The 18,473-nt window shown below is 54.9% G+C and carries 18 protein-coding genes; 6 read left to right on the forward strand and 12 right to left on the reverse strand.

Annotation, left to right across the window (positions count from 1 at the left end; translation table 11 throughout):
- Positions 1–7: 7 nt before the first annotated feature.
- A complete protein-coding gene (locus ACR0FG_RS02285) occupies positions 8–598 on the reverse strand; it encodes a TetR/AcrR family transcriptional regulator (protein ID WP_480889659.1) in 591 nt (196 codons plus the stop codon).
- A 269-nt stretch (positions 599–867) separates the two neighbouring features.
- On the opposite strand from ACR0FG_RS02285, the gene ACR0FG_RS02290 reads away from it, so the two are divergent.
- From ACR0FG_RS02290 to ACR0FG_RS02305, 4 genes are read left to right on the forward strand one after another with little or no spacing between them, the layout of a single operon-like run.
- Positions 868–2,298, forward strand: a complete 1,431-nt coding sequence (locus ACR0FG_RS02290) for a UbiA family prenyltransferase (RefSeq protein WP_480889662.1) — start codon at positions 868–870, stop codon at positions 2,296–2,298.
- On the forward strand, positions 2,295–2,723 hold the full coding sequence (locus ACR0FG_RS02295; RefSeq protein ID WP_480889664.1) for a GtrA family protein: 429 nt from the start codon (positions 2,295–2,297) through the stop codon (positions 2,721–2,723). Before ACR0FG_RS02290 ends, ACR0FG_RS02295 begins: the two co-directional genes overlap by 4 nt.
- Positions 2,720–4,045 carry an FAD-binding oxidoreductase gene (locus tag ACR0FG_RS02300; protein WP_480889665.1) on the forward strand — a complete coding sequence of 442 codons (1,326 nt, stop codon included), beginning with the start codon at positions 2,720–2,722 and terminating at the stop codon, positions 4,043–4,045. The genes ACR0FG_RS02295 and ACR0FG_RS02300 overlap by 4 nt, the downstream gene beginning before the upstream one ends.
- Positions 4,042–4,779 carry an SDR family oxidoreductase gene (locus ACR0FG_RS02305; RefSeq protein WP_480889667.1) on the forward strand — a complete coding sequence of 246 codons (738 nt, stop codon included), beginning with the start codon at positions 4,042–4,044 and terminating at the stop codon, positions 4,777–4,779. The genes ACR0FG_RS02300 and ACR0FG_RS02305 overlap by 4 nt, the downstream gene beginning before the upstream one ends.
- A gap of 23 nt (positions 4,780–4,802) precedes the next feature.
- On the opposite strand, the gene ACR0FG_RS02310 is transcribed toward ACR0FG_RS02305, so the two are convergent.
- The 10 genes from ACR0FG_RS02310 to ACR0FG_RS02355 all read right to left on the reverse strand — a co-directional run bounded on the left by ACR0FG_RS02310 (position 4,803) and on the right by ACR0FG_RS02355 (position 15,425).
- Positions 4,803–6,437, reverse strand: coding sequence for a hypothetical protein (locus tag ACR0FG_RS02310; RefSeq protein WP_480889669.1), 1,635 nt, complete (start codon positions 6,435–6,437; stop codon positions 4,803–4,805).
- Positions 6,438–6,480: 43 nt separating this feature from the next.
- Complete coding sequence (locus ACR0FG_RS02315) at positions 6,481–7,278, reverse strand: glycosyltransferase family 2 protein (RefSeq protein WP_480889672.1); 798 nt, start codon at positions 7,276–7,278, stop codon at positions 6,481–6,483.
- A gap of 202 nt (positions 7,279–7,480) precedes the next feature.
- Positions 7,481–7,927 (reverse strand): GtrA family protein, encoded by a 447-nt coding sequence (locus tag ACR0FG_RS02320; protein ID WP_480889674.1) that lies wholly within the window; start codon positions 7,925–7,927, stop codon positions 7,481–7,483.
- Positions 7,924–9,075 (reverse strand): FAD-dependent oxidoreductase, encoded by a 1,152-nt coding sequence (locus ACR0FG_RS02325; RefSeq protein WP_480889677.1) that lies wholly within the window; start codon positions 9,073–9,075, stop codon positions 7,924–7,926. The genes ACR0FG_RS02320 and ACR0FG_RS02325 overlap by 4 nt, the downstream gene beginning before the upstream one ends.
- Positions 9,065–10,129: a hypothetical protein gene (locus ACR0FG_RS02330; RefSeq protein ID WP_480889679.1), complete on the reverse strand. Its 1,065-nt coding sequence runs from the start codon at positions 10,127–10,129 to the stop codon at positions 9,065–9,067. The genes ACR0FG_RS02325 and ACR0FG_RS02330 overlap by 11 nt, the downstream gene beginning before the upstream one ends.
- Positions 10,126–10,971 (reverse strand): sugar phosphate isomerase/epimerase family protein, encoded by an 846-nt coding sequence (locus ACR0FG_RS02335; RefSeq protein WP_480889682.1) that lies wholly within the window; start codon positions 10,969–10,971, stop codon positions 10,126–10,128. Before ACR0FG_RS02335 ends, ACR0FG_RS02330 begins: the two co-directional genes overlap by 4 nt.
- On the reverse strand, positions 10,968–11,927 hold the full coding sequence (locus ACR0FG_RS02340) for an NAD-dependent epimerase/dehydratase family protein (RefSeq protein WP_480889685.1): 960 nt from the start codon (positions 11,925–11,927) through the stop codon (positions 10,968–10,970). The genes ACR0FG_RS02335 and ACR0FG_RS02340 overlap by 4 nt, the downstream gene beginning before the upstream one ends.
- 253 nt (positions 11,928–12,180) lie before the next feature.
- Positions 12,181–13,104 (reverse strand): hypothetical protein, encoded by a 924-nt coding sequence (locus ACR0FG_RS02345; RefSeq protein WP_480889686.1) that lies wholly within the window; start codon positions 13,102–13,104, stop codon positions 12,181–12,183.
- Between the two features lie 121 nt (positions 13,105–13,225).
- Positions 13,226–14,380, reverse strand: a complete 1,155-nt coding sequence (locus tag ACR0FG_RS02350) for a hypothetical protein (RefSeq protein ID WP_480889689.1) — start codon at positions 14,378–14,380, stop codon at positions 13,226–13,228.
- Between the two features lie 166 nt (positions 14,381–14,546).
- Positions 14,547–15,425 carry a Rossmann-like and DUF2520 domain-containing protein gene (locus ACR0FG_RS02355; protein WP_480889690.1) on the reverse strand — a complete coding sequence of 293 codons (879 nt, stop codon included), beginning with the start codon at positions 15,423–15,425 and terminating at the stop codon, positions 14,547–14,549.
- 256 nt (positions 15,426–15,681) lie between these two features.
- On the opposite strand from ACR0FG_RS02355, the gene ACR0FG_RS02360 reads away from it, so the two are divergent.
- Complete coding sequence (locus ACR0FG_RS02360; RefSeq protein ID WP_480889693.1) at positions 15,682–16,071, forward strand: MbcA/ParS/Xre antitoxin family protein; 390 nt, start codon at positions 15,682–15,684, stop codon at positions 16,069–16,071.
- Entirely contained in the window at positions 16,068–16,763 is a 696-nt protein-coding gene (locus ACR0FG_RS02365; protein ID WP_480889696.1) for an RES family NAD+ phosphorylase, read from the forward strand. Before ACR0FG_RS02360 ends, ACR0FG_RS02365 begins: the two co-directional genes overlap by 4 nt.
- A gap of 19 nt (positions 16,764–16,782) precedes the next feature.
- Here the strand turns inward: ACR0FG_RS02365 and ACR0FG_RS02370 are convergent, their stop codons facing one another.
- Entirely contained in the window at positions 16,783–18,342 is a 1,560-nt protein-coding gene (locus tag ACR0FG_RS02370; protein WP_480889697.1) for a winged helix-turn-helix domain-containing tetratricopeptide repeat protein, read from the reverse strand.
- Positions 18,343–18,473 lie beyond the last annotated feature (131 nt).

Genomic DNA, 18,473 nt, shown 5'->3' on the forward strand with positions numbered 1-18,473 from the left:
GGACCGATCAGGTTTGGATTTCCAGCGTCTCGGCCAGTTTCAGAGCAGCGGAATAGGATGACGCCGCCCAGCTTTTAGGTGGTCTAAGCGGGATGAACGCGTCTGTTGTCATGAACAGGTTCACAATGCCATGGGCGACGATCTCGCAGGTTTGTTTGTCGGTTCGCGGGGCAGAGGCCAGCACGATATCCGCAGCGACCTTGTAAAAAACCTCCATCGCGCCAAGCAGAGGCGCGCGCAGTTCAGGGTAATTCTCGACCGAATTGATCAGGGCCTGATAACAAATGTTGAGTCGTGGATCCAAATCCCCTTCCGAGTTGAACAGCGCGTCAATCAGGCTGTGGGCCCCGGGATGGTCTGCAAGCGCAGTGCGCAAATCCTCGCTCTGGCTATTGAGGGTTGCGGCGACGTGTTCCCCCAAGGCCAGAACCATGGATTTGCGGTTGCCCAGGTGATGCCGGATCAGAGGGCGTTTCAGCCCCGCTTCAGTCGCAATATGTTCCAGGGTCGCGCCTTCGACTCCAAAGCGAACAACACAGGTCATAAACGCATCAAGCACCTCGGTTCGACGCTGGTCTTGCAGTGACGGGCGACCCATAGAGCTGTTCCTGACGCGGTTGCGGAATATCCGGTGGGTATGGAGTTCAGTATAAACTGTCAACTCAGCCAGTGAACCGGGTTCTGTCCTTGATCGTCTGGTGTGATGGCAAATAGTCGACGGGTATCCGCGTAAAAAATGGCACAGCCGCAACTGGTACGGCTGATTTCGCCCGATGACAAACATCCGCCATATTAATCCCATAACCGGGCCAGTATAAATGTTGGTGAAATTGAGTATTGATAGAGTAGCTTTTGTTGCAAGATCACATGACGCAGGGATCACGTAAATCCGTATTGGTGGTGGATCTGGACGGAACGCTTTTGCGTTCCGATATATTGTTCGAAACGTTCTGGAGCGCTCTGGCCAAAGACTGGAGAACGCCGTTTCAGGCGGCGCGGTCCTTGTCGCAAAGCCGGGCTGTTTTGAAGCGTGAGTTGGCCCGGTCGGGGCCGTTGGACATAGAGACACTGCCATATGATCAAGATGTCATTGCTTATGTGAAGGATTGGCGCGCCAAAGGCGGGCAGGCTGCTTTGGTGACAGCGAGCGATGAGAAAATCGCCCGAGAGATTGGTGATCATCTTGGGATATTCGATGAAATCTACGGCTCGGACGGGGTGAATAACCTGAAAGGGCGGGCGAAAGCCGGGTTCTTGAAAGACCATTATGGCGACGGATACGCTTATATGGGCGACGCTCCGGCCGATATCCCGGTCTGGTCTCAGGCCGAACGTGCGATCACCGTCAATGCGCCCACTGGATTGCGAAACAAGGCAGAGGCGCTTGGAACCGAGGTTGAACATCTGCAAACCCGGTCAAACACGATCAAGCCCTACATCAAAGCGATCCGCCCGCATCAGTGGTTGAAGAACATCCTGATCTTTCTGCCGATGCTGGCCGCGCATCAATATGACTGGGGTACATTCTTTGCCGCGTTTATGGCGTTCGTTTCATTTTCGATGGTGGCATCCAGCGCCTACGTCATGAACGATCTTCTGGATCTGGCCGCTGACCGGGCCCATCCACGAAAGTGCAAACGCCCCTTCGCTTCAGGAGCGATCCCGATTGCGCACGGTACCTGGATGGCCTTTGGGATGCTGGGGTTGGGCGCGATCATCGCGGCCAGCGTCAACATGGCGTTTCTGGGGATCATGGTCTTTTACTATGTCGCCACGACCGCCTATTCTCTCAACCTGAAACGTCGTATCGTGGTTGATATCATGATGCTGGCGGGCCTTTACACAACACGTATAATTGCCGGTGGTATGGCGACTCAGATACCGCTCTCGGTGTGGCTGCTGGCGTTTTCGGTCTTCTTCTTTTTGTCGCTTGCCTCGGTCAAACGTCAGGCTGAACTGATCGACACCGCCAAACGTGACAAGATGGAGGCTGCGGGCCGCGGGTATCAGGTGGATGATCTGCCACTGATCAGTCAGGTGGCAATTTCGTCAGGATATGTCTCGGTTCTGGTGATGGCGCTTTACATAAACTCGCCCATCGTTACGCAGCTTTATTCCTCACCTCTGGCGCTTTGGGTGGTGTGCCTGATCCTGCTTTACTGGCTGACGCGGATTATCATGATAACCCATCGCGGGCACATGCATGACGATCCTGTTGTCTTTGCGGCGAAGGACCGGACGAGCCAGCTTTGCTTTCTGGCCATTCTCTTTTGCGTGGTCTGGGGCGCGTTGTTGTGACGTTACGCAGTCTGATAATCCGATACGGAATGTTTGCGGTGATCGCGACGATTGTGAATCTGGCCACTCAGCGCCTGGTTTTGCTGGCCGGTGAAAGCACCGAGGTCTTTCTGCTGGCCATGGGCGCGGGGACATTGGCGGGGCTTGTGGTCAAATACATATTGGACAAACGCTGGATCTTCTTCGATTTCTCTTCCGGTGCAGCGGCCCACGGCAAGAAATTCACGCTTTATACAACCATGGGATTGCTTACGACGGCGATTTTCTGGGGGACGGAAACGGCCTTTTGGTTCATCTGGAAAACCGATCTGATGCGCGAGACGGGCGCGGTGATCGGCCTCGCCATCGGGTATGTTGTCAAATACAATCTTGATCGCCGTTTTGTGTTCACCGACGCAACACTCACGCAGGGGCGTGCAGCATGATGTTGAGCGGATGGGGGCGGTTTCCGGTCGTATACGCGCCGGATGTGGTGGTCCCGCGAACCGAGGCTGAACTGGCGGAAGCAATCGCCAAAGGTGGAGTTATCGCCCGCGGCAACGGTCGCGCATATGGCGATAGCGCGGTTAGCCGCCGTGGCACCGTCGATATGCGCCATTTCAACCGCATGATCTCATTCGACGATGAAACCGGTGTTCTGGTGGCCGAAGCCGGAGTGCTTTTGTCCGATGTCATCACGTCATTTCTGCCTCGGGGGTGGTTCCCGCTGGTCACGCCAGGCACCAAATTTGTGACATTGGGCGGCATGATTGCCGCCGATGTTCACGGCAAGAACCACCACCGTGACGGCGCGATGTCTGCCGCGGTCGATTGGGTGGATGTGATGGATGCAAAGGGCAAGGTGCGCCGTGCTTCGCCCAGGAAAAACAAAGATCTGTTCAACTGGTCCTTCGGCGCGATGGGGCTGACCGGTATCATCCTGCGCGCAGCCATTCGTCTGCAACCGGTTGAGACGGGTTGGATCAGACAGACCCTTATCCCCGCCGAAAACCTTGTCGAAGCGATGGACGTTTTCGAGACCAACGAAGCCAGCCAGTATTCAGTAGCTTGGATCGATTGCCTGCAGGGCGGCGCAAACATGGGTCGATCTTTGGTCATGCTTGGCGAGCACGCGCAAGTGGATGAATTGACCCAGCGGGAAACGAATGACCGCTATGCATTGCAGCCAAAACGCAAAAAGCGCGTACCCTTTGAATTTCCGGGTTTTGCGATGTCCGGTCTGGTGGTGAAGATATTTAACGCGCTCTATTATCGTGCCGGCATGCGCAAACAAGGTGATAGCCTTGTCGATTGGGACAGCTATTTCTATCCGCTTGATGCGATATTGGAATGGAACAAGGTCTATGGCCGCAAAGGTTTTTTGCAGTTCCAATGCGTCCTTCCACTGGAAACGTCGAAACAGGGGCTTGAGGCTTTGCTATCGGCCATCTCAGACGCGGGCGCGGGGTCTTTCCTTGCGGTTCTGAAGCGCTTTGGCGAACAAACCAGCGCGTTTTCCTTCCCGATGTTGGGCTATACCTTGGCCCTGGATTTCCCTGCGACCGAGAAAAACCTGAAGCTGCTCAAGAGACTTGACCAGATCACAATTGCCCATGGCGGCCGCTTTTATTTGGCCAAAGACGCAAGAATGAGCGCCCGAACACTTTTCGAAAGCGACCCGCGCGCTGCGGACCTTCTAGCGAAACGACAAAAATCCAAAGCATCGGGGGCGTTCCAGTCCTCTCAATCAGAAAGGCTCGCATTATGAGCGAAGGTTCTGTTCTAATACTGGGTGCCCGGTCGGATATCGGGCTGGCCGTTGCACAAAAATTTGCAAGCCTTGGTCATCCCATTCAGCTTGCGGCGCGTGATGTCGGATCGCTTGCCGCCGATCGCGATGACATTTTTACACGCCATAACGTTCAGGTCACGTTGCACGAATTTGATGCGCTGGATCAGGATAGCTATGCCGGTTTCCTGGATAGCTTGCCCGAGCTGCCTCAGATCGTGGCATGTGCGGTGGGATATATGGGCGAGCAAAGCGAGAATGAACAAGATTTGAATGCTGCAACATTGGTGATGCGCTCAAACTATGAGGGGCCAGCCGGGATTTTGGCTGAACTCGCCAACCGGTTCGTGGCGCGCGGCTCTGGCACCTTGATTGGTATCAGTTCTGTTGCGGGCTTGAGAGGGCGGGCGACCAACTATGTCTATGGCTCGGCCAAGGCGGGTTTCACCGCGTTCCTGTCCGGGTTGCGCAATCGACTGGCCTCAACAGGTGTTCATGTGATCACCGTGTTGCCGGGGTTTGTTGCTACGCGCATGACCGAAGATATGGATTTGCCCGCCAAGCTGACGGCCCAACCCAGCGAAGTTGCCGACAAAATCGCGAAAGCGGTCGAGCGCGAGCGCAATGTGATTTACGTCCGCCCGATCTGGTGGCTGATTATGAAGATCATCTGCAACATCCCCGAGCGTATTTTCAAAAAGATGAAGATTTGATCCCGCGCCTTTGTCCTGAAAGGTCATCCGCTGCTGGGACACGCGACCTTTAGCACATAGCCCGGGCTGAGAAGTGTATCAAACGTTGCCACAGGCGCGTATTCACAACCTTTCTCATCGAGAATCTGGCGCAATCCGTGGGTTGCTCGGCCGGATTCGCCCGGCCAGCTTGCGTGGATCGACGGGATGTAAAAGGTGCTTCCATCCGAGGGCGCGGAGTCTAGAACAAATCGGGCCAACGGACGGAAATCGCCCCGAATGCGCGAGATGACATACATCTTTGCCCAACCCAACGGGTCGTTGCGCAACAAATCAACGATCCGGTCAGAAAACGCGTCGTCGTCCAGTTCGTTCCATTCAGCGCTAAAATATGAGGGATCGATTGCACCACTTTGGGTCGTTAAAGCAGGCGCATAGGAATGATGCGAAATCGGTGCGCCGTGCTCGATCATCAGTGGGACAAGACGGAAAGACCCGAAATAATGTACCACCTGAGACGGAGGCAGTTCGGCAAGGGTAGATGCGATCTGGTCGCTGGCCCCTTCGACAATTTGTGGTGGCCATTTCATGGCCACTCGGGCGCCGGTGCCTGCGAACAGGCAGGCCAGTAGTATCAAGCTGCCAAGGGCAAGGGGGCGTTTAATACTGGGTTTTGGCGCCAACAACGCTTGTGTCACGGCCCCGGCCAGTATTGGGAATAGCCCCAAAACCCATACCAAATGGCGCGGGCTGACTGCCGGGTATTTGCCGATTGCGGCCAACACCAGAAACACGGCAGTGATGGTTGCACCAAACAGGACAAGCCCCGCCAATTGCGTTTGGTTCTCGCTTTTTTGAAAAACAAGTACGGCGACTGCGACAAGGCATAACACTGCCAGAACCGCCGCCCCTCGTTTTTGAAGCAATTGCATCGCGGCTTCGCCAAATCTTAGGATCGCATCCAGCCCAGTTCCTCCGTAGGCATCGGGGAAGGCCGTGATCTGGATTCTGGTCGCATAGCCGATCTGTAGGTAATATGCCAAAGCAACGGCGATGATGAGGCCGCCAAAGGCAATTTCACCCATACCCAGCTGCCGATTGACGAGGCGTAGTGCAAGGAACAATCCGACGACAACGCAAGCTCCGACAATGGTCGAGACGCCCAGCAACATTCCGAACAAAAGGATCGCGGTATCTCGCAGGTTGAGCGGCGAAGTCCGATCCTTGGCATAGATCCATGCGGCGAATATCGCGAACCCGGCTGCATCCAGCGCGTAAAATTTCAACATCGATGCGTTGATCAGAAAGGGCTGATGCGACAGCAACACAAACAGCCCTGCAGCGATTGGTAACGGGCGTCGGCCAAACGCGCCTAACAGCGCTGCAAAGATGACGCCCAGTGTCACCATGATCATGATGATGCGCATCGCTGGGATAGGCAGGCCGGAAATGAAATGCAGCAACAAATTGAACAGCGGTGGCCCGGCTTGTTGTGCCACGGGCAGGGGACCAAAGGCCTGCGCCAGAGTGTCCAGCGGGAAGTTCAGAAGCTGCGAGACCTCATCGATCCAGATGCTGCGGTCGGTCCAGAAATACAGTTGGACAGCACCAAAGATCAGGACCAGCGCCAGAATGGCGTAACCCAGGATCGAGTTGGAACTGTCGCTATTATTCTTCATGGCATTCTTTCTGAACCTGCCGTTGGATGTCAGTTAAACCAGTTTACGGCGCGAAGCGTCCCATCGCTGCGGCGAAGGTTTGTTTGAGGATCGCGAACTTGCCGGAAAATCCATCAATCTTAGTGGGAACGGCAGAGTTTTGAGGATAGCGGCGTTGCACGGGAAGATGCGCCACCTTCATGCCAATCTGGCCCGCGCGGACGGTCAGGTAGAACAGCAATTCATAACGCTGAAACACGTCCCTGAAGGGCTGCACCCGAGGATCGAGCAAATAGCGGGCCGAATAGGCGCGAAACCCGTTGGTCGTGTCGGTGAATCTATGCCGTCCGGCCAGACTAAGCAGCGGGGCGTGAATACCGCGATTGGCGATCGTGCGCTCAAGCGGGGTATTCTCAGCAATCCCTCCGGGCAGATAGCGCGAGCCCTGAACATAGTCGCAGTCATCATCAAGCAACGCGACCATTTCACCGATGGCCTCGACACCGTCTTTGCCATTGCCGTCGATGGTAACAATGCCTTCATAGCCTTCGCGCAAGCACCAAGCGTAAGCCATGCGCAATTGCGCAGAAAGCTTTCCCGGTCCGGTTTTTGTTATCACCGCTCGAACCGGCACTGTGGTGATGAAATCAGGGTCCAATGATCCGTCGGTTGACCCACCATCGGCAACGATTATGTCGACCGCCGGTGCTGCTTCGGCAATCCGCTTTAGCTGACCCCGAATACGTTCACCTTCGTTGATTACGGGAATAACCAAAGCATATCGGTGCTTTTTGTCAGCGTATTGCGCTGTCTCGAATGTTGGGATTTGCCAGTCGGCATCGTTCAGGTCTTGGGGCTTCAAGTCGAAATACCTGTTTTGGTTTGAAACGGAACAAAGCTTGGTGCGTTGAGCTAAGTTCATCAAATGATATTGCTTGGATTGTCGAATTGCCATCTCAATGAATAGGATGGTGCCACCTGTCAATTTAGCGAAAGAAATAATTTGTAATGCGGCAATAGTAGGTGCATTAGCTCCCCATTGTTTCTGTGATCGTGTTTGCGGGTCAGTGGTGATCGTTGCTTTCTTGGCCCTTGGTTCTGCGGAATATCAGGGATTTGCTGACGAGGTAGTTTGCACAAAATGACAACCCGGTCGCCGCCACCAGGATAACGAGAGACTGACCGGGGATGAGCAGGCTCAAAACGGCGACGCCTACCATACGAACCCCTAGGACGAACCACAGACCCAGCAGGTAGGCCATAAGCCGGGTCAGGGACAGGCGTTTTGAACTGTCCTGAAAGGTCCATAGCTCGTGCAGTACATAGTTCAGCAGAGCGCCGCAAAGAAAGCCGACCGTAGCCGCGACAAGGATTGGTACTGCCCAAAGCTGAACCAGCCCCCAGGCCACGCCGATATCCACCACCAGGCCCGCAACTGCGACAAGGCCGAACCGCAGAATTTGTGGTCCGGTTGTCAGGAACCTGTATGTGGCATTCAAAAGGTTGCTCATCGATTGGCCCTTTGCAGGACGTGACGATCATTTGCTTGCGAGAGGGCTGGGTCGATTGCGCGCACCGATTCAAACAGATCGTAGATATTATCGATCTTGCCGCCGAGGATCGAAATAACGCGCGAGGTGTCGGGGCGTCTTTGAAATAGGATCGGCCGCCCGTCATCATCTTCGTTTTTGATCAATACAGCTTTGACGTCAAACAGTGATTTTTTGACACTGGCATTGGACAAACAGGGCATGAACCGCTTGGCATCCTGAATCATATACCGCGCGCGGCTGGTGTTGTCATAGCTGCGGGCAATGTCATAGGGCGCTTGGTTTGTGCTGCTCCAGCTTAGATGCGGGGTATAACGCACATGGGTCAGGGAATAGAGGCCCTCTGCCGGGTATGGCATGGTCGAAAAGAACGGCCCATCCATGACCGTAACCGCCGCGCCCGCGATCTCTTCCGGGGGTTGGATTAGTGCAATTTCGGTCAGTTCGAATTTCAGCTTGGCAGGAGGAAGGTCTGCCATGCGCAAAATCTCATTCACATGGGCGTAGGTGACATTAAAGACATATCGCGCGCGGATTTCGCGCCCGGTGGACAGGGTGACTGTGACGCCACCGTTCTCCTCGGTCACGTTCTGCACTTCGGTGTTGAGGGCAAGGTTCATATCAAGCGCGTCCATGCGCGCCATCAATGCGTCCCTGAGAACGGAAAAGTCGAAGGCAAATTCGGTGCAATCAAATACGGCATCGATCAGATCAGGATCAAACAGGGACAGCTGTGCCGGGCTGGCGGTCTGAATGGATGCACCCATATCGCGGAACATCCGCTCGAATCGCAGGGCAGTGACCTTTGAATGGTTCTGCGCAATGGCGTAGAGCATCCGAAAATCCGTTTTTACGGCATCGGGAAAATCATCGGCAAAGCGCCGGTGCAACATCTGGGACTTAACGGCTGTCAGAACGCTGCGGGGATAGTGAAACCCTGAATGCACGCGTGCCTGATTTACCCGGCTTGCACGTTCCATGATCTGGGCGGCAGCCTCGACAATCGCCACTTTTTCGGAGATTGAGCGCAAAAACAAACCCAGGCAGCAGCCGTAGAACCCCCCGCCGATGATAAGGTAGTCGACATCGAAATCTGGATCAGTGGGCATCTATCGGAGGCTTTTGCGTCGTTTCAGCGGCTGAAATGGCAATTTTCTCTGGCTTGTCGGCGTCGTCCAGTTCCAGTTCGACATTCAATTCATGGATAACCTGGCTGTAAAGATCGCCTGAACTGTCCTCTCCAACCACATCCAGCATCTGATTTGGCGAGACAAGCTCGATCAGTTTTTGCAGCCCGCTGGATAGGCCAAAGATCGATATACCCAGGAAACAGGCCGTCGCGCTGAGCGCGAGCGAGGTCGTCAGCCAGCCGGGTTGGATCGTTTCCAGCATGATCCAGACAACCACCGCATAGATCGCGAATGAAAACGCAGCGATCGCGGTGATCGCAGACAGGATCGACAGAAAACCCAGAACTCGCGGTGCGGCGTTGACCAACAGGCGTTGGATCAGGCTGAGGCGCTGACCTACGCCGCTAAATCCGCGCCGCGCTTGCCCGGCAGATGCGGGCATGTGGATTACGGGCAGGGCAGGGTCTCGCGGTATGAAGCGCAAGACCAGTTGCCGATCTGGATAGGCCAGCAATCTGTTCAGCAAAGTTCTGGGATAAGCTGCGGACGCCATATTGCGCGTTGTGGCGCGAAATCCGCTGAGGTTGCCAAGTGCGGTAACAGCAGGGTTCAACATGTTGGATTGCTCGCGCATTCCAACCACGACGCTGTCCTGCGCACGGGCCTTTTCAATCATGCTGACAAGGTCAATCACGTGGCACTCGTATACCGAAGATAGCAGAACAATGTCCCCTATTGCTTCGAGCGCGGCGATGACCCGACGCTGATAGAGCGGTACGCCAGCGCGCAGTTTGATTATCCTGACGTTCTGTGTGGAATTCAGCAAGGACTGAAAGGCCTGCGCTTCTGCAGCCTCCGTTACCAGCACAATCTCCCAATATCTGTATCTCTGCGCGACTTGATCCGCGAGTTGTCGGAGCGTTTCGAAATACACCTCTTCAGCGGGTACATCGGCGAAACAAAGCGAAATCAGGACGTCATCCCGTGGTGGGCTTGCGTTTGATGCCTGAAGGCTGGTGTTCTGGTCCGTCATGAAGTCGCCTTTGCCATGTCCGCAGCGTCTTGCAGCCTGCGCACAGCTTGACCCATCTGGTCGACGCTGTCGACCGGCGTGGCCTTCATTTCAATTGATATCCAATGATCATAGTGCACTGTCTGCAGCGCCTTCAGAACCTTTGCCGCATCTTCTGCTCTGGCGGGGGCGGGTTCCAGAAAGGGCTCGCTGATATGGACATGAGAAATGATATCAGAATGCCCGGCAACAAAGTTGGGAGCGTCATCGAAAACGTCATTCAGGTGCATGGCGCCAACATCAAAGATCATTCGAACCGCTGGATGCCGGACGTGTTTCACAAATGCTGCGACGTCTTCGGCTGCTGTCAAAAAATTTGTCCCATAGGCTTCCGGATTGGCTTCCATGGCGACGACGGTGCCCGCTTGGGCAGCATAGTCACCCAGTTCCTGAAAGATCTTCACGGCATGTTCTAGGGCGGTCTCGCGCGCCATACCCTTCGGGATAACGCGCTGATTGGGAGAGCCAAATACAAGGTTGGGAATCTCGAACCGGTTGGCCAGATCAATGGCGCGCTTCATCCCGTCAATCAGCCGTTTCAAGGCGGCGTCACCTTCGAAAAGCGCCGCGCCTTCGACGCCAAACAGCAAAGATTGCATCGAAACCAATGTCAGACCGGCATCTGAGATTTCGGTCATCCGGTCGCGGGCAAGCAACTCATCAGGTACAAAAACATCTTCAGCCCCGTGAAACAGAAGACCCGGAGCGATCTCGAGCCCGCGCACCTGACCTTCAGACAGGGTTGCATAAGCCGAAAGGCGTTCCTCGGGCGACCATGCGATGTTTGAGACGGCGAACTTCATCTGCCGCGACCTTTTTCAGATGCGATAAAATCGCAAAGCTCTCTCAGAATCTGATCAGCATGGGACAGGTAAGGGCCCGATGTGCCGCGAAGAAGCTGCGCGTGGCGGCTTCTCATATCTTCATGATGGATGTTAGCTCCGGCATCGTGCATTTCGCGTCCGGTGACGGCTTTGTAGATTGCCCCAGCTTGTAGCGGTTCGGTTGCCAGATGCAGAACATCCAGATCTGAGGTGAGCGCGCTTTGGGTGTCATCCCAAAGCCGGTCCATGTTGTAATACTGGAAGGTGGACTGAGGATTGGTAAATCCGACCGCAGACAATCCAGCCGCGGTCAGCAAACCTTCGAGTTCGGCCCGGTCATCCAGTGCATCAAGCGCGGCCCTGTCGACCCTGTACATGCTGACATTTTCGTCCCAGCTGTAGATTTGCGCAAGCCGATCTGCCCAGGCCCCGTATGCCAGTTCCTGAGCTTTGGACATGCGATCCGGCGACAGCATCGTCGGGACCGGGTTCAAAATATCAAAGATAAAGTTCTTTTTCAGACCCGGCCCAAAAAGCGCGGGCAGGCGAATGATCAGGCATTTTTCAAAGTGGTTGGCGCAGGCGACCTCAAGCGCGCGGCGGTTGCGGCCATAGGCCTTATCCTGCTGAAACCGGGTCGAGCTTTCGTCGTCCTGCCCCGCGAAATCAGCCAGAACCGCGATGGATGAGATGAGGACGAATTGCTCCGTCTTGAAACTGGTCAGATGTCGGATCAGGCCATCGATTTGGGCTTTATCGCGATCGGGAAAATTGTTCGCCTCGAACATAGATCCCGGTGCAGCGGCACACACTACGGTACCATAGTCTTGCCCGGCAATTTCATCGATGTTGCCCGAGGTATAGTGGTCTGAAAATCCGTGTTTTGCCAGGATGCTGCCGACAAATCCGGTGGCTCCGATCAATGCATTTTTCACGACTATCCCCGATACAACTGGATACGGTACAAATTTAACTAACCAAGCGGCGCAGATTTTCCGCACTTAAGGAACTTCAAGAGGCGGGCAATGTCAATTTTCCGGGCCATGCCGTGCGTGCGCGTGCCCGGTGTTTCAACATTGCAGCTTTGTTGGGCTGATCGTTTCGTTACAGCGCCTGTCAGCGGAAGGTGACAACGGCATGGTTTTTCGACTGAACCATGCCGTGGTTCGTTATTGGTAATTCGCCCAGTTATCTGAGTTCAAAAACATGCGCGGCGATGGTGTCGTAGTTGTCCTGAAACGTCTGATGGATGTTCAGCCCATTAAAGCTCGGTTTGGGGGCTTGTTCCTCGAACATAGCCGTGTAGACGATCATCGCGGCCAGCATATGCAGCGTGTCGCTGCCGTGGGGTGCGTCATCGATAAACCACTCGTCTGCGGTAATGGACGAAGCCGGTGTATTTTCCATGACCGAGACCATCGTGCGGGCAACGGGGATCATCTTGATCCGCGACGCCTGGTCAGGGAAATTTGCCTGCGTCTGGCTTAACAGGTTGTCGAACCAACCGGTGTAGTTCATCGCAGTGGTTGTTCTTTCGCGCCACGCTTTGAACTGCTTGGGAGAACCCGCACCGGTCGCTTCCTCAAGGATTTTGCCAGCATCTGCCCAGCCTTCGTAGATCCAGTATATTGGCGTATCTTTGGTGTTGGTCTCGTGAGACGAGATGATGTCGGCGACTTCCTGTGTCCAATATTGTGCCTTTCCCGGTTCCGGCGCTCTTGGAATGGGTCCGCCAATGCTTGGGTCTGGATCCAGTCCCTGCGAGGTATAGACAGGAGGCCCCGAGAAATTGTCGGTGACGATGAAAATGTCAGTAATGTTTGCCCGATCCACCGCTGGCCAGCTGTTTCCGGCCCCCGGTGTCCGAACGCCCAGGCGGGCCCAGTTCTGATCCCAATTCGGCGGCGACACAGGGGGCTGGATGCCATAGCTTCCTTGTGCAGCGAAGGCTTGACCGCCGTGTGTCTTGGTCAGCAAATCAATAAAAGGCGGAAGCCGGTCGTAGAGGCTGTTCATATACGCGCCTGTGACCCGACCCTGTTTGATTTCGGCAAGGACTGGGGCAGCGCTTAGGGTCGCGACGGCAAACATCGCGGCACAAATCATTCGCATGGCTAAAACTCCAAATTGGTACACGTACTTTGCGGTTGATTAAGTTCAATTTTCTTCGGGGTCGTCAAGCTGATGGTGATGGGTGGTTTGCCCATGATGCTAACGAGACTCAAAGGCGTATTTAATTGATGAATTGTGTCATTCCGTTGACCGTTTTCCAGGTCATCCCGCCCCATTTTACGTCAACAAAGTGCGAAAACCCCAGCACAAGTGAGAATAGCAGCAACAGTTGAAACTTGCCCAAGGGCAACTCTTGCTGATTTGCATCTTTTGAATAGCCGAGGCAGAGCGCGATCAGTAGTGTGAAAATCACTGCCGAGGTGTGGAAGCTGACCCAACGCCCCCAATCCACCGCAACAACATAGAGCGGCAAGAATATCAGGGCTGAAACAAGATAGGCACGAACAAACAGCGGCCTTCCGAAAAGGTAGGATCCGATGATCAGCACAGAAACCGCCGCGATGGTGTATATCAGCGCAAAAGAAAGTACGCGCGGTGACAGAAGCAACCAGAAAGTCGCAGTCATGTATTCCCGGAGCGGTACTTCCAGCGCTTTGATTGCGCCTTCGCAGATATCCGCGGAAGCACCGGCATCCAGAACCGGTTGGCACACGGTTTGGTAATCGTTCAGGGTGCCAAATCGCATCGCGATAATCAAAGTGCCGAGACACGCGATGCCAAGAATGGCCAGCAATGCGATGAAATCCGCCTTTGAAATCTCAGTTTTGGACCACAGAAGATAGTAGCAAAACGCAAAGAATGGCGCGAATATCAGAAGACCCTCATGACTGATGACCGCAAGCCCGAAGCAAAGTGACGAAACATAGATCAGCGGTTTGTTCGGAATAGGGCGACTGGATGCAAAGAGCAGGATCGCAAACGCCAGAAAGATGATCAGTTCCTTGCGCAGTCCGCCTTGATCGTCCAACGACCAGAAACTGAGGAAAAATCCGGGTGACAGGATCAGCAACCACAAGGTTGCTGGGGTGTTGAGCTTTCTGACGGATAACGAGATCAGACTGACCGTAGCGATCAGGATCGTGACCTGTAGCAGGACGACCAACAGTACCGGGTTCATGGACAATGCCTGAGAGGTGTGCAGGATCAGCGAACCGACCATGCCGCGTCGGATGGTTGTTTCGATGCTGTTGATTAGCCAATCGCCCTGTTTCCAGGAATTGCCACCAAGCTGAAAATCCTGGAACGCTAGCAGCGTGATATAGATGCTGAAGATCCAGATAAGGACTTTGGGAATTGAGTATGTAATTTTTTTCAAGGTGATCAGATCTGGCCGAATTGAAACAGGTAAACTTCTACGAACTCAGGGGATCATAGGGCAGGAAAGTGCTTTGCAAAAGAGGGGTCGGTTAGGGTCCCGACCCTAGGTTTCTATTTTGCCAGAACGCGTATCAATCAAGTCTCTCAAAACGGGGTTCGCGCCATTATGCATCACCCTCGGCATCCGGTCGGGACGGGCTTTGCGTAACGCCATGTTTCTTGAGGGTCTGGGCGAGCGCACTCATCTCGGAATAGATTGCTCCGGCTCGAGGATGCCATCTGTTGACATCATTGCCCTGGCTTGTGACCACATGCTCATCGCCTCGGGCAGCGGGACCGGTCAATGCGCGCTGTGGACCAAGGGCTGCAACATTTTCTGATGTCGCGTTCAGAAGGCCCCGGTTCATCGCATCGATGGTTTCTTCTGAAAGACCAGCTTCGACCCAGGCCTCACGCGCGATTGCTTGCAAGACCACTGTGAAGTTGTTCGAGAACACCGCCGCAGCGTGATACAGGCTTTTCCTGTCTGAACGTATGGTGAAACACTTGGCACCCATGCGTTCAAATATTTGTCGGATGGTCGCGATCGCGCCTTTGTCGCCTTCAAGCCCGCACAATGCGCCCTGAAACTGGGATTTCGCGACCAGCGGGTCAGCGAAGGATAGTACTGGGTGGGCGCTGGCCAATTGCCAGTTCAGCGCACGCAGGGCGCTCAATTCATCTGCGGTATGGAACCCGCTGCAGTGGATGGCGATAGGTGGGGTTCTGAGCGGTTCATTATACTGGAACGCATTGGCCAGATCAGAGGCCACCGTTGATATAGCGGCGTCAGGAACCGCAATGATCCAAAGGTCAGCCGGTCGCAAGTGCACATAGTTCTCAGCCACGCGCGCGCTGCCGGTCAATCTGGCGGCCTCTTGCGCAGAGCGATGGCTTTTGCTCAGAACGTCCTGGACTGTGCAGCCTTCGATCGTGTCCAGCAGGCTGACAAGAGTTTTACCTACCTTCCCGGCGCCGATGAGATTCACCCTGAACTGAGACAATTCGTGCCCCTTTTTTGTTTCAAGTTCTGAGTAATTGCTGTTGCAGAGAAACCCAAAGTACTTATGCGCCCTGTATTCTGATCGAACTATACCGGTGCCTCATGCCGCTGTCGTAGTAAAGTGTCACACCGGCTTGCATCGCCCGCCGAGGTTTTGGCGCTAAGACCTCTCCTTTCAGGTGTCTCCTTCCGTATGGCGTTCATATAGACTTTACATCGGGGTCATATGGCCTATATTGAAGATGAGGAGTAACGCCATGCAAGTCTTAGCCAGAACCCACCAGCCGGTAGAGCGCAATGCGGTTGCACTGAAAGCCTATAGCAGGGTTGCAGAAGCCTGGGGGCTTACCGTGAAAGAGGCCGCTGGTCTGGCGGATATGTCCGAAAGCACTTGGAAGCGGGCGAAAAAGCCAAATTTTGCGGGTGAGTTGACCAAGGATCAGCTGCTGAGGCTTTCAGCCATTATCGGGATTTTCAAATCCCTCGAACTCTATTTCTCGGACCCGCTAGCAAAAACGTGGATCATACGGCCCAATTCTGGTCCGTTTTTTGGCGGCGCGCGGCCCATTGATGTGGCGATTGAGGGGGGGTTGCCCCAGATTCTGAGCATAAGAACCTATCTGGATGCGCTGCGAGGCGGCACATGAGGCAGACCGGGCTGTCGGATCGCGGTCTTATACGCCTTATCTCTGCCACCTATCACAAACCTCCAGTGCTTCGCGGTTTGGTCGATACGGATGACGAAGCGGATATTTTGGCCGAGATTGAGGGGATGACCAGCGCTCGGTTGATCGCCGAAAAGGGCAGAAACCCGCATCTGGACGCGCGAGAACTGGCGTGGGAGCGTCGAAAATCTGACCTTCGTGTGTACGGCAAATCGCATGTCAATGCTGCATTCACCTATACCCGGCCTGGTGGAAACCGCTTTAACGGAGAAGAACGCGGCGCGTGGTATTGTTCGTGGGATGTCATGGTTTCAGTGGCCGAAATCGCATATCATCGCACGCGTGAGCTGGAGTATACGGGCTGTTTCATCGACAATGCACGATATGTCGAGCTTCATGCAGATTTCATCGGCACGTTTGACGATCTCACCGGCATGGCTGATCACAAGGCACTGCACCCTGATCCATCGATCGGCTATCCCGAAGGGCAACGTCTGGCGGCAGAATTGCGGCGCGCGGGTTCACGTGGGTTGATATACCCATCGGTCCGGGCGGCTGAGGGCAACTGTCTGGTGTGTTTTGATCCGCACGCAGTGCAGAACGTTCGGCCCGGCGCATCCTGGGAACTGGAGTGGGAAGGGACGCCGGACTACAAGCTGAGCCACGTTGCCTAGTTTTACCGCGCTTGCCCTATCAGATTTCCAGAGCTGATAGTGAATCTTTCAGCAATCCGCGAAACCGGGGGCTGCTGGTTGGGACAAGTGCAAGAACATCGTCTTTCCCGAGCGCCGGATTGCGCCGCCGCGCCTCGGCCACCCACCGCTCAGCCTTGCCCAAATCCCCGTTCAGCCAGTTGCTGAACGCTGCGAAAAAGGCCATTCCGGCATGTGACCACGGTGTCTGAGCCGCAATTTCAGCCCATTTTACTGCCAGAGGATAGTCCTGCTGCGCGATATATATCCACATCTTGTTGCCGGTCATTCCGGGCCGGAACGGATCGATGGGGCTGAGGTCAATTGCCTTGTCGGCACTGTCCATCGCCGTTTCGAAATCTTCGGTGAAGACATGGGCCCAACTGGCCCCATAATAGCCCCAGGTATAGTTCGGACAGGCGCTGATCGATTGTGCGAACCACTGTTTACTGGCTTCGGGATCATGATCCAGCCAGTGGCAGCGGCCCATCATGAAATTTGCAAACGGATCGCGCGGCTGCAGCGACAGGCTTTGTTCGGCAAACCTGCGCGCGGTGTCGGCCTCGGACGCAATGTCCGGCCTGTAGCGCATGAACGCGTTCTGAAATCGTACGAAGGCCATTCCGGCATGGGCGCGCGCAAGCCGGGGGTCCAGCTCGATGGCGCGGCTCAGCACCTGCTCGGCGCGTTCGTTGCTGGTGCGGTTGAATTGACTCAGGTAATGGAACCCCAGATGCATGGCAGACCACGCATCAAGGTTCTCGGCATCCCGAGCGTTCAGCGACGTGACCTCGTGCTGGGGTATTTCCAGTTCCGCCACCATGATGACATTGGCCGCGATTTCGGCTCGCAGATTGTGAATGTCATCGATGCTTGCGCTTTTGCGCAGGGCCCAGACGACTTCGGAACTGCGCGTATCCGACAGTTCGGTGTCCACGGTGATCTGATTTCCAGTCAGTTCTATGACGCCTGTCAGGCAGTAATTTGCGTTCAGTATGCGGTTGACCTCTGTCAGATCGACCTGTGATCCCCGAAATCGGAAGGCAGATCCGTGTGACACGACCTTGATCCAGCGCAGACTGGCCAGTGTCATGATCAATTCGCGTGGGATCGCTTCTTCGATGGCTTCGAACCGGTCGAAATCGCCATTTCGCTGAAAGGGCAACACGGCAATTGATGGTTGTTTGTTCTTGTCTGGTGCGGCCAGTGAGGTTCGGTCAGGGTCGGCCTGATCCTCGGGATGGGCATCCGCCCGCAAGGTAACGTCGCCTGCAAACCGAAACCCATGCCCGCGAATTGTGCGGATCAGGTCGGCATTCTGTCCGGTTTCGTTCAGAACCCGCCGCAGATCCCGAATGCGGCTGGTCAGGGCGTCTTCGGAAACGATGCGCCCACCCCATACCTTTTCGATGATTTCATCGCGGCTAACCACGCGATGCGCGTTTTCGACCAGCAAGCGCAGCAGGTCAAAGACCTGTGGCTGCAGGTGAACCGGATTTCCGTCACACAACAATTCGCGGCGCAAGCCGTTCAGAAGAAAGGGTTCAAACGCATAAATCACGGTGGCTGTCTGCCTCTCATAATCTGCGTTTCCAGCATAGAGGGATTGAGAATCCCTGCAATATCCCGGAAATCTCCACCCGGGCTCCCTGCGGCGCATTCAGGTCGGCGGTAATTTTGCCGGATCGAACC

Source organism: Ruegeria sp. E1 (assembly GCF_056534225.1).

Bases quoted from the DNA above. Each gene is read 5' to 3' on its own strand.
- ACR0FG_RS02285 (WP_480889659.1), bottom strand. From the start codon at position 598: ATGGGTCGCCCGTCACTGCAAGACCAGCGTCGAACCGAGGTGCTTGAT.
- ACR0FG_RS02290 (WP_480889662.1), top strand. From the start codon at position 868: ATGACGCAGGGATCACGTAAATCCGTATTGGTGGTGGATCTGGACGGA.
- ACR0FG_RS02300 (WP_480889665.1), top strand. From the start codon at position 2,720: ATGATGTTGAGCGGATGGGGGCGGTTTCCGGTCGTATACGCGCCGGAT.
- ACR0FG_RS02305 (WP_480889667.1), top strand. From the start codon at position 4,042: ATGAGCGAAGGTTCTGTTCTAATACTGGGTGCCCGGTCGGATATCGGG.
- ACR0FG_RS02310 (WP_480889669.1), bottom strand. From the start codon at position 6,437: ATGAAGAATAATAGCGACAGTTCCAACTCGATCCTGGGTTACGCCATT.
- ACR0FG_RS02320 (WP_480889674.1), bottom strand. From the start codon at position 7,927: ATGAGCAACCTTTTGAATGCCACATACAGGTTCCTGACAACCGGACCA.
- ACR0FG_RS02325 (WP_480889677.1), bottom strand. From the start codon at position 9,075: ATGCCCACTGATCCAGATTTCGATGTCGACTACCTTATCATCGGCGGG.
- ACR0FG_RS02330 (WP_480889679.1), bottom strand. From the start codon at position 10,129: ATGACGGACCAGAACACCAGCCTTCAGGCATCAAACGCAAGCCCACCA.
- ACR0FG_RS02335 (WP_480889682.1), bottom strand. From the start codon at position 10,971: ATGAAGTTCGCCGTCTCAAACATCGCATGGTCGCCCGAGGAACGCCTT.
- ACR0FG_RS02345 (WP_480889686.1), bottom strand. From the start codon at position 13,104: ATGCGAATGATTTGTGCCGCGATGTTTGCCGTCGCGACCCTAAGCGCT.
- ACR0FG_RS02360 (WP_480889693.1), top strand. From the start codon at position 15,682: ATGCAAGTCTTAGCCAGAACCCACCAGCCGGTAGAGCGCAATGCGGTT.
- ACR0FG_RS02365 (WP_480889696.1), top strand. From the start codon at position 16,068: ATGAGGCAGACCGGGCTGTCGGATCGCGGTCTTATACGCCTTATCTCT.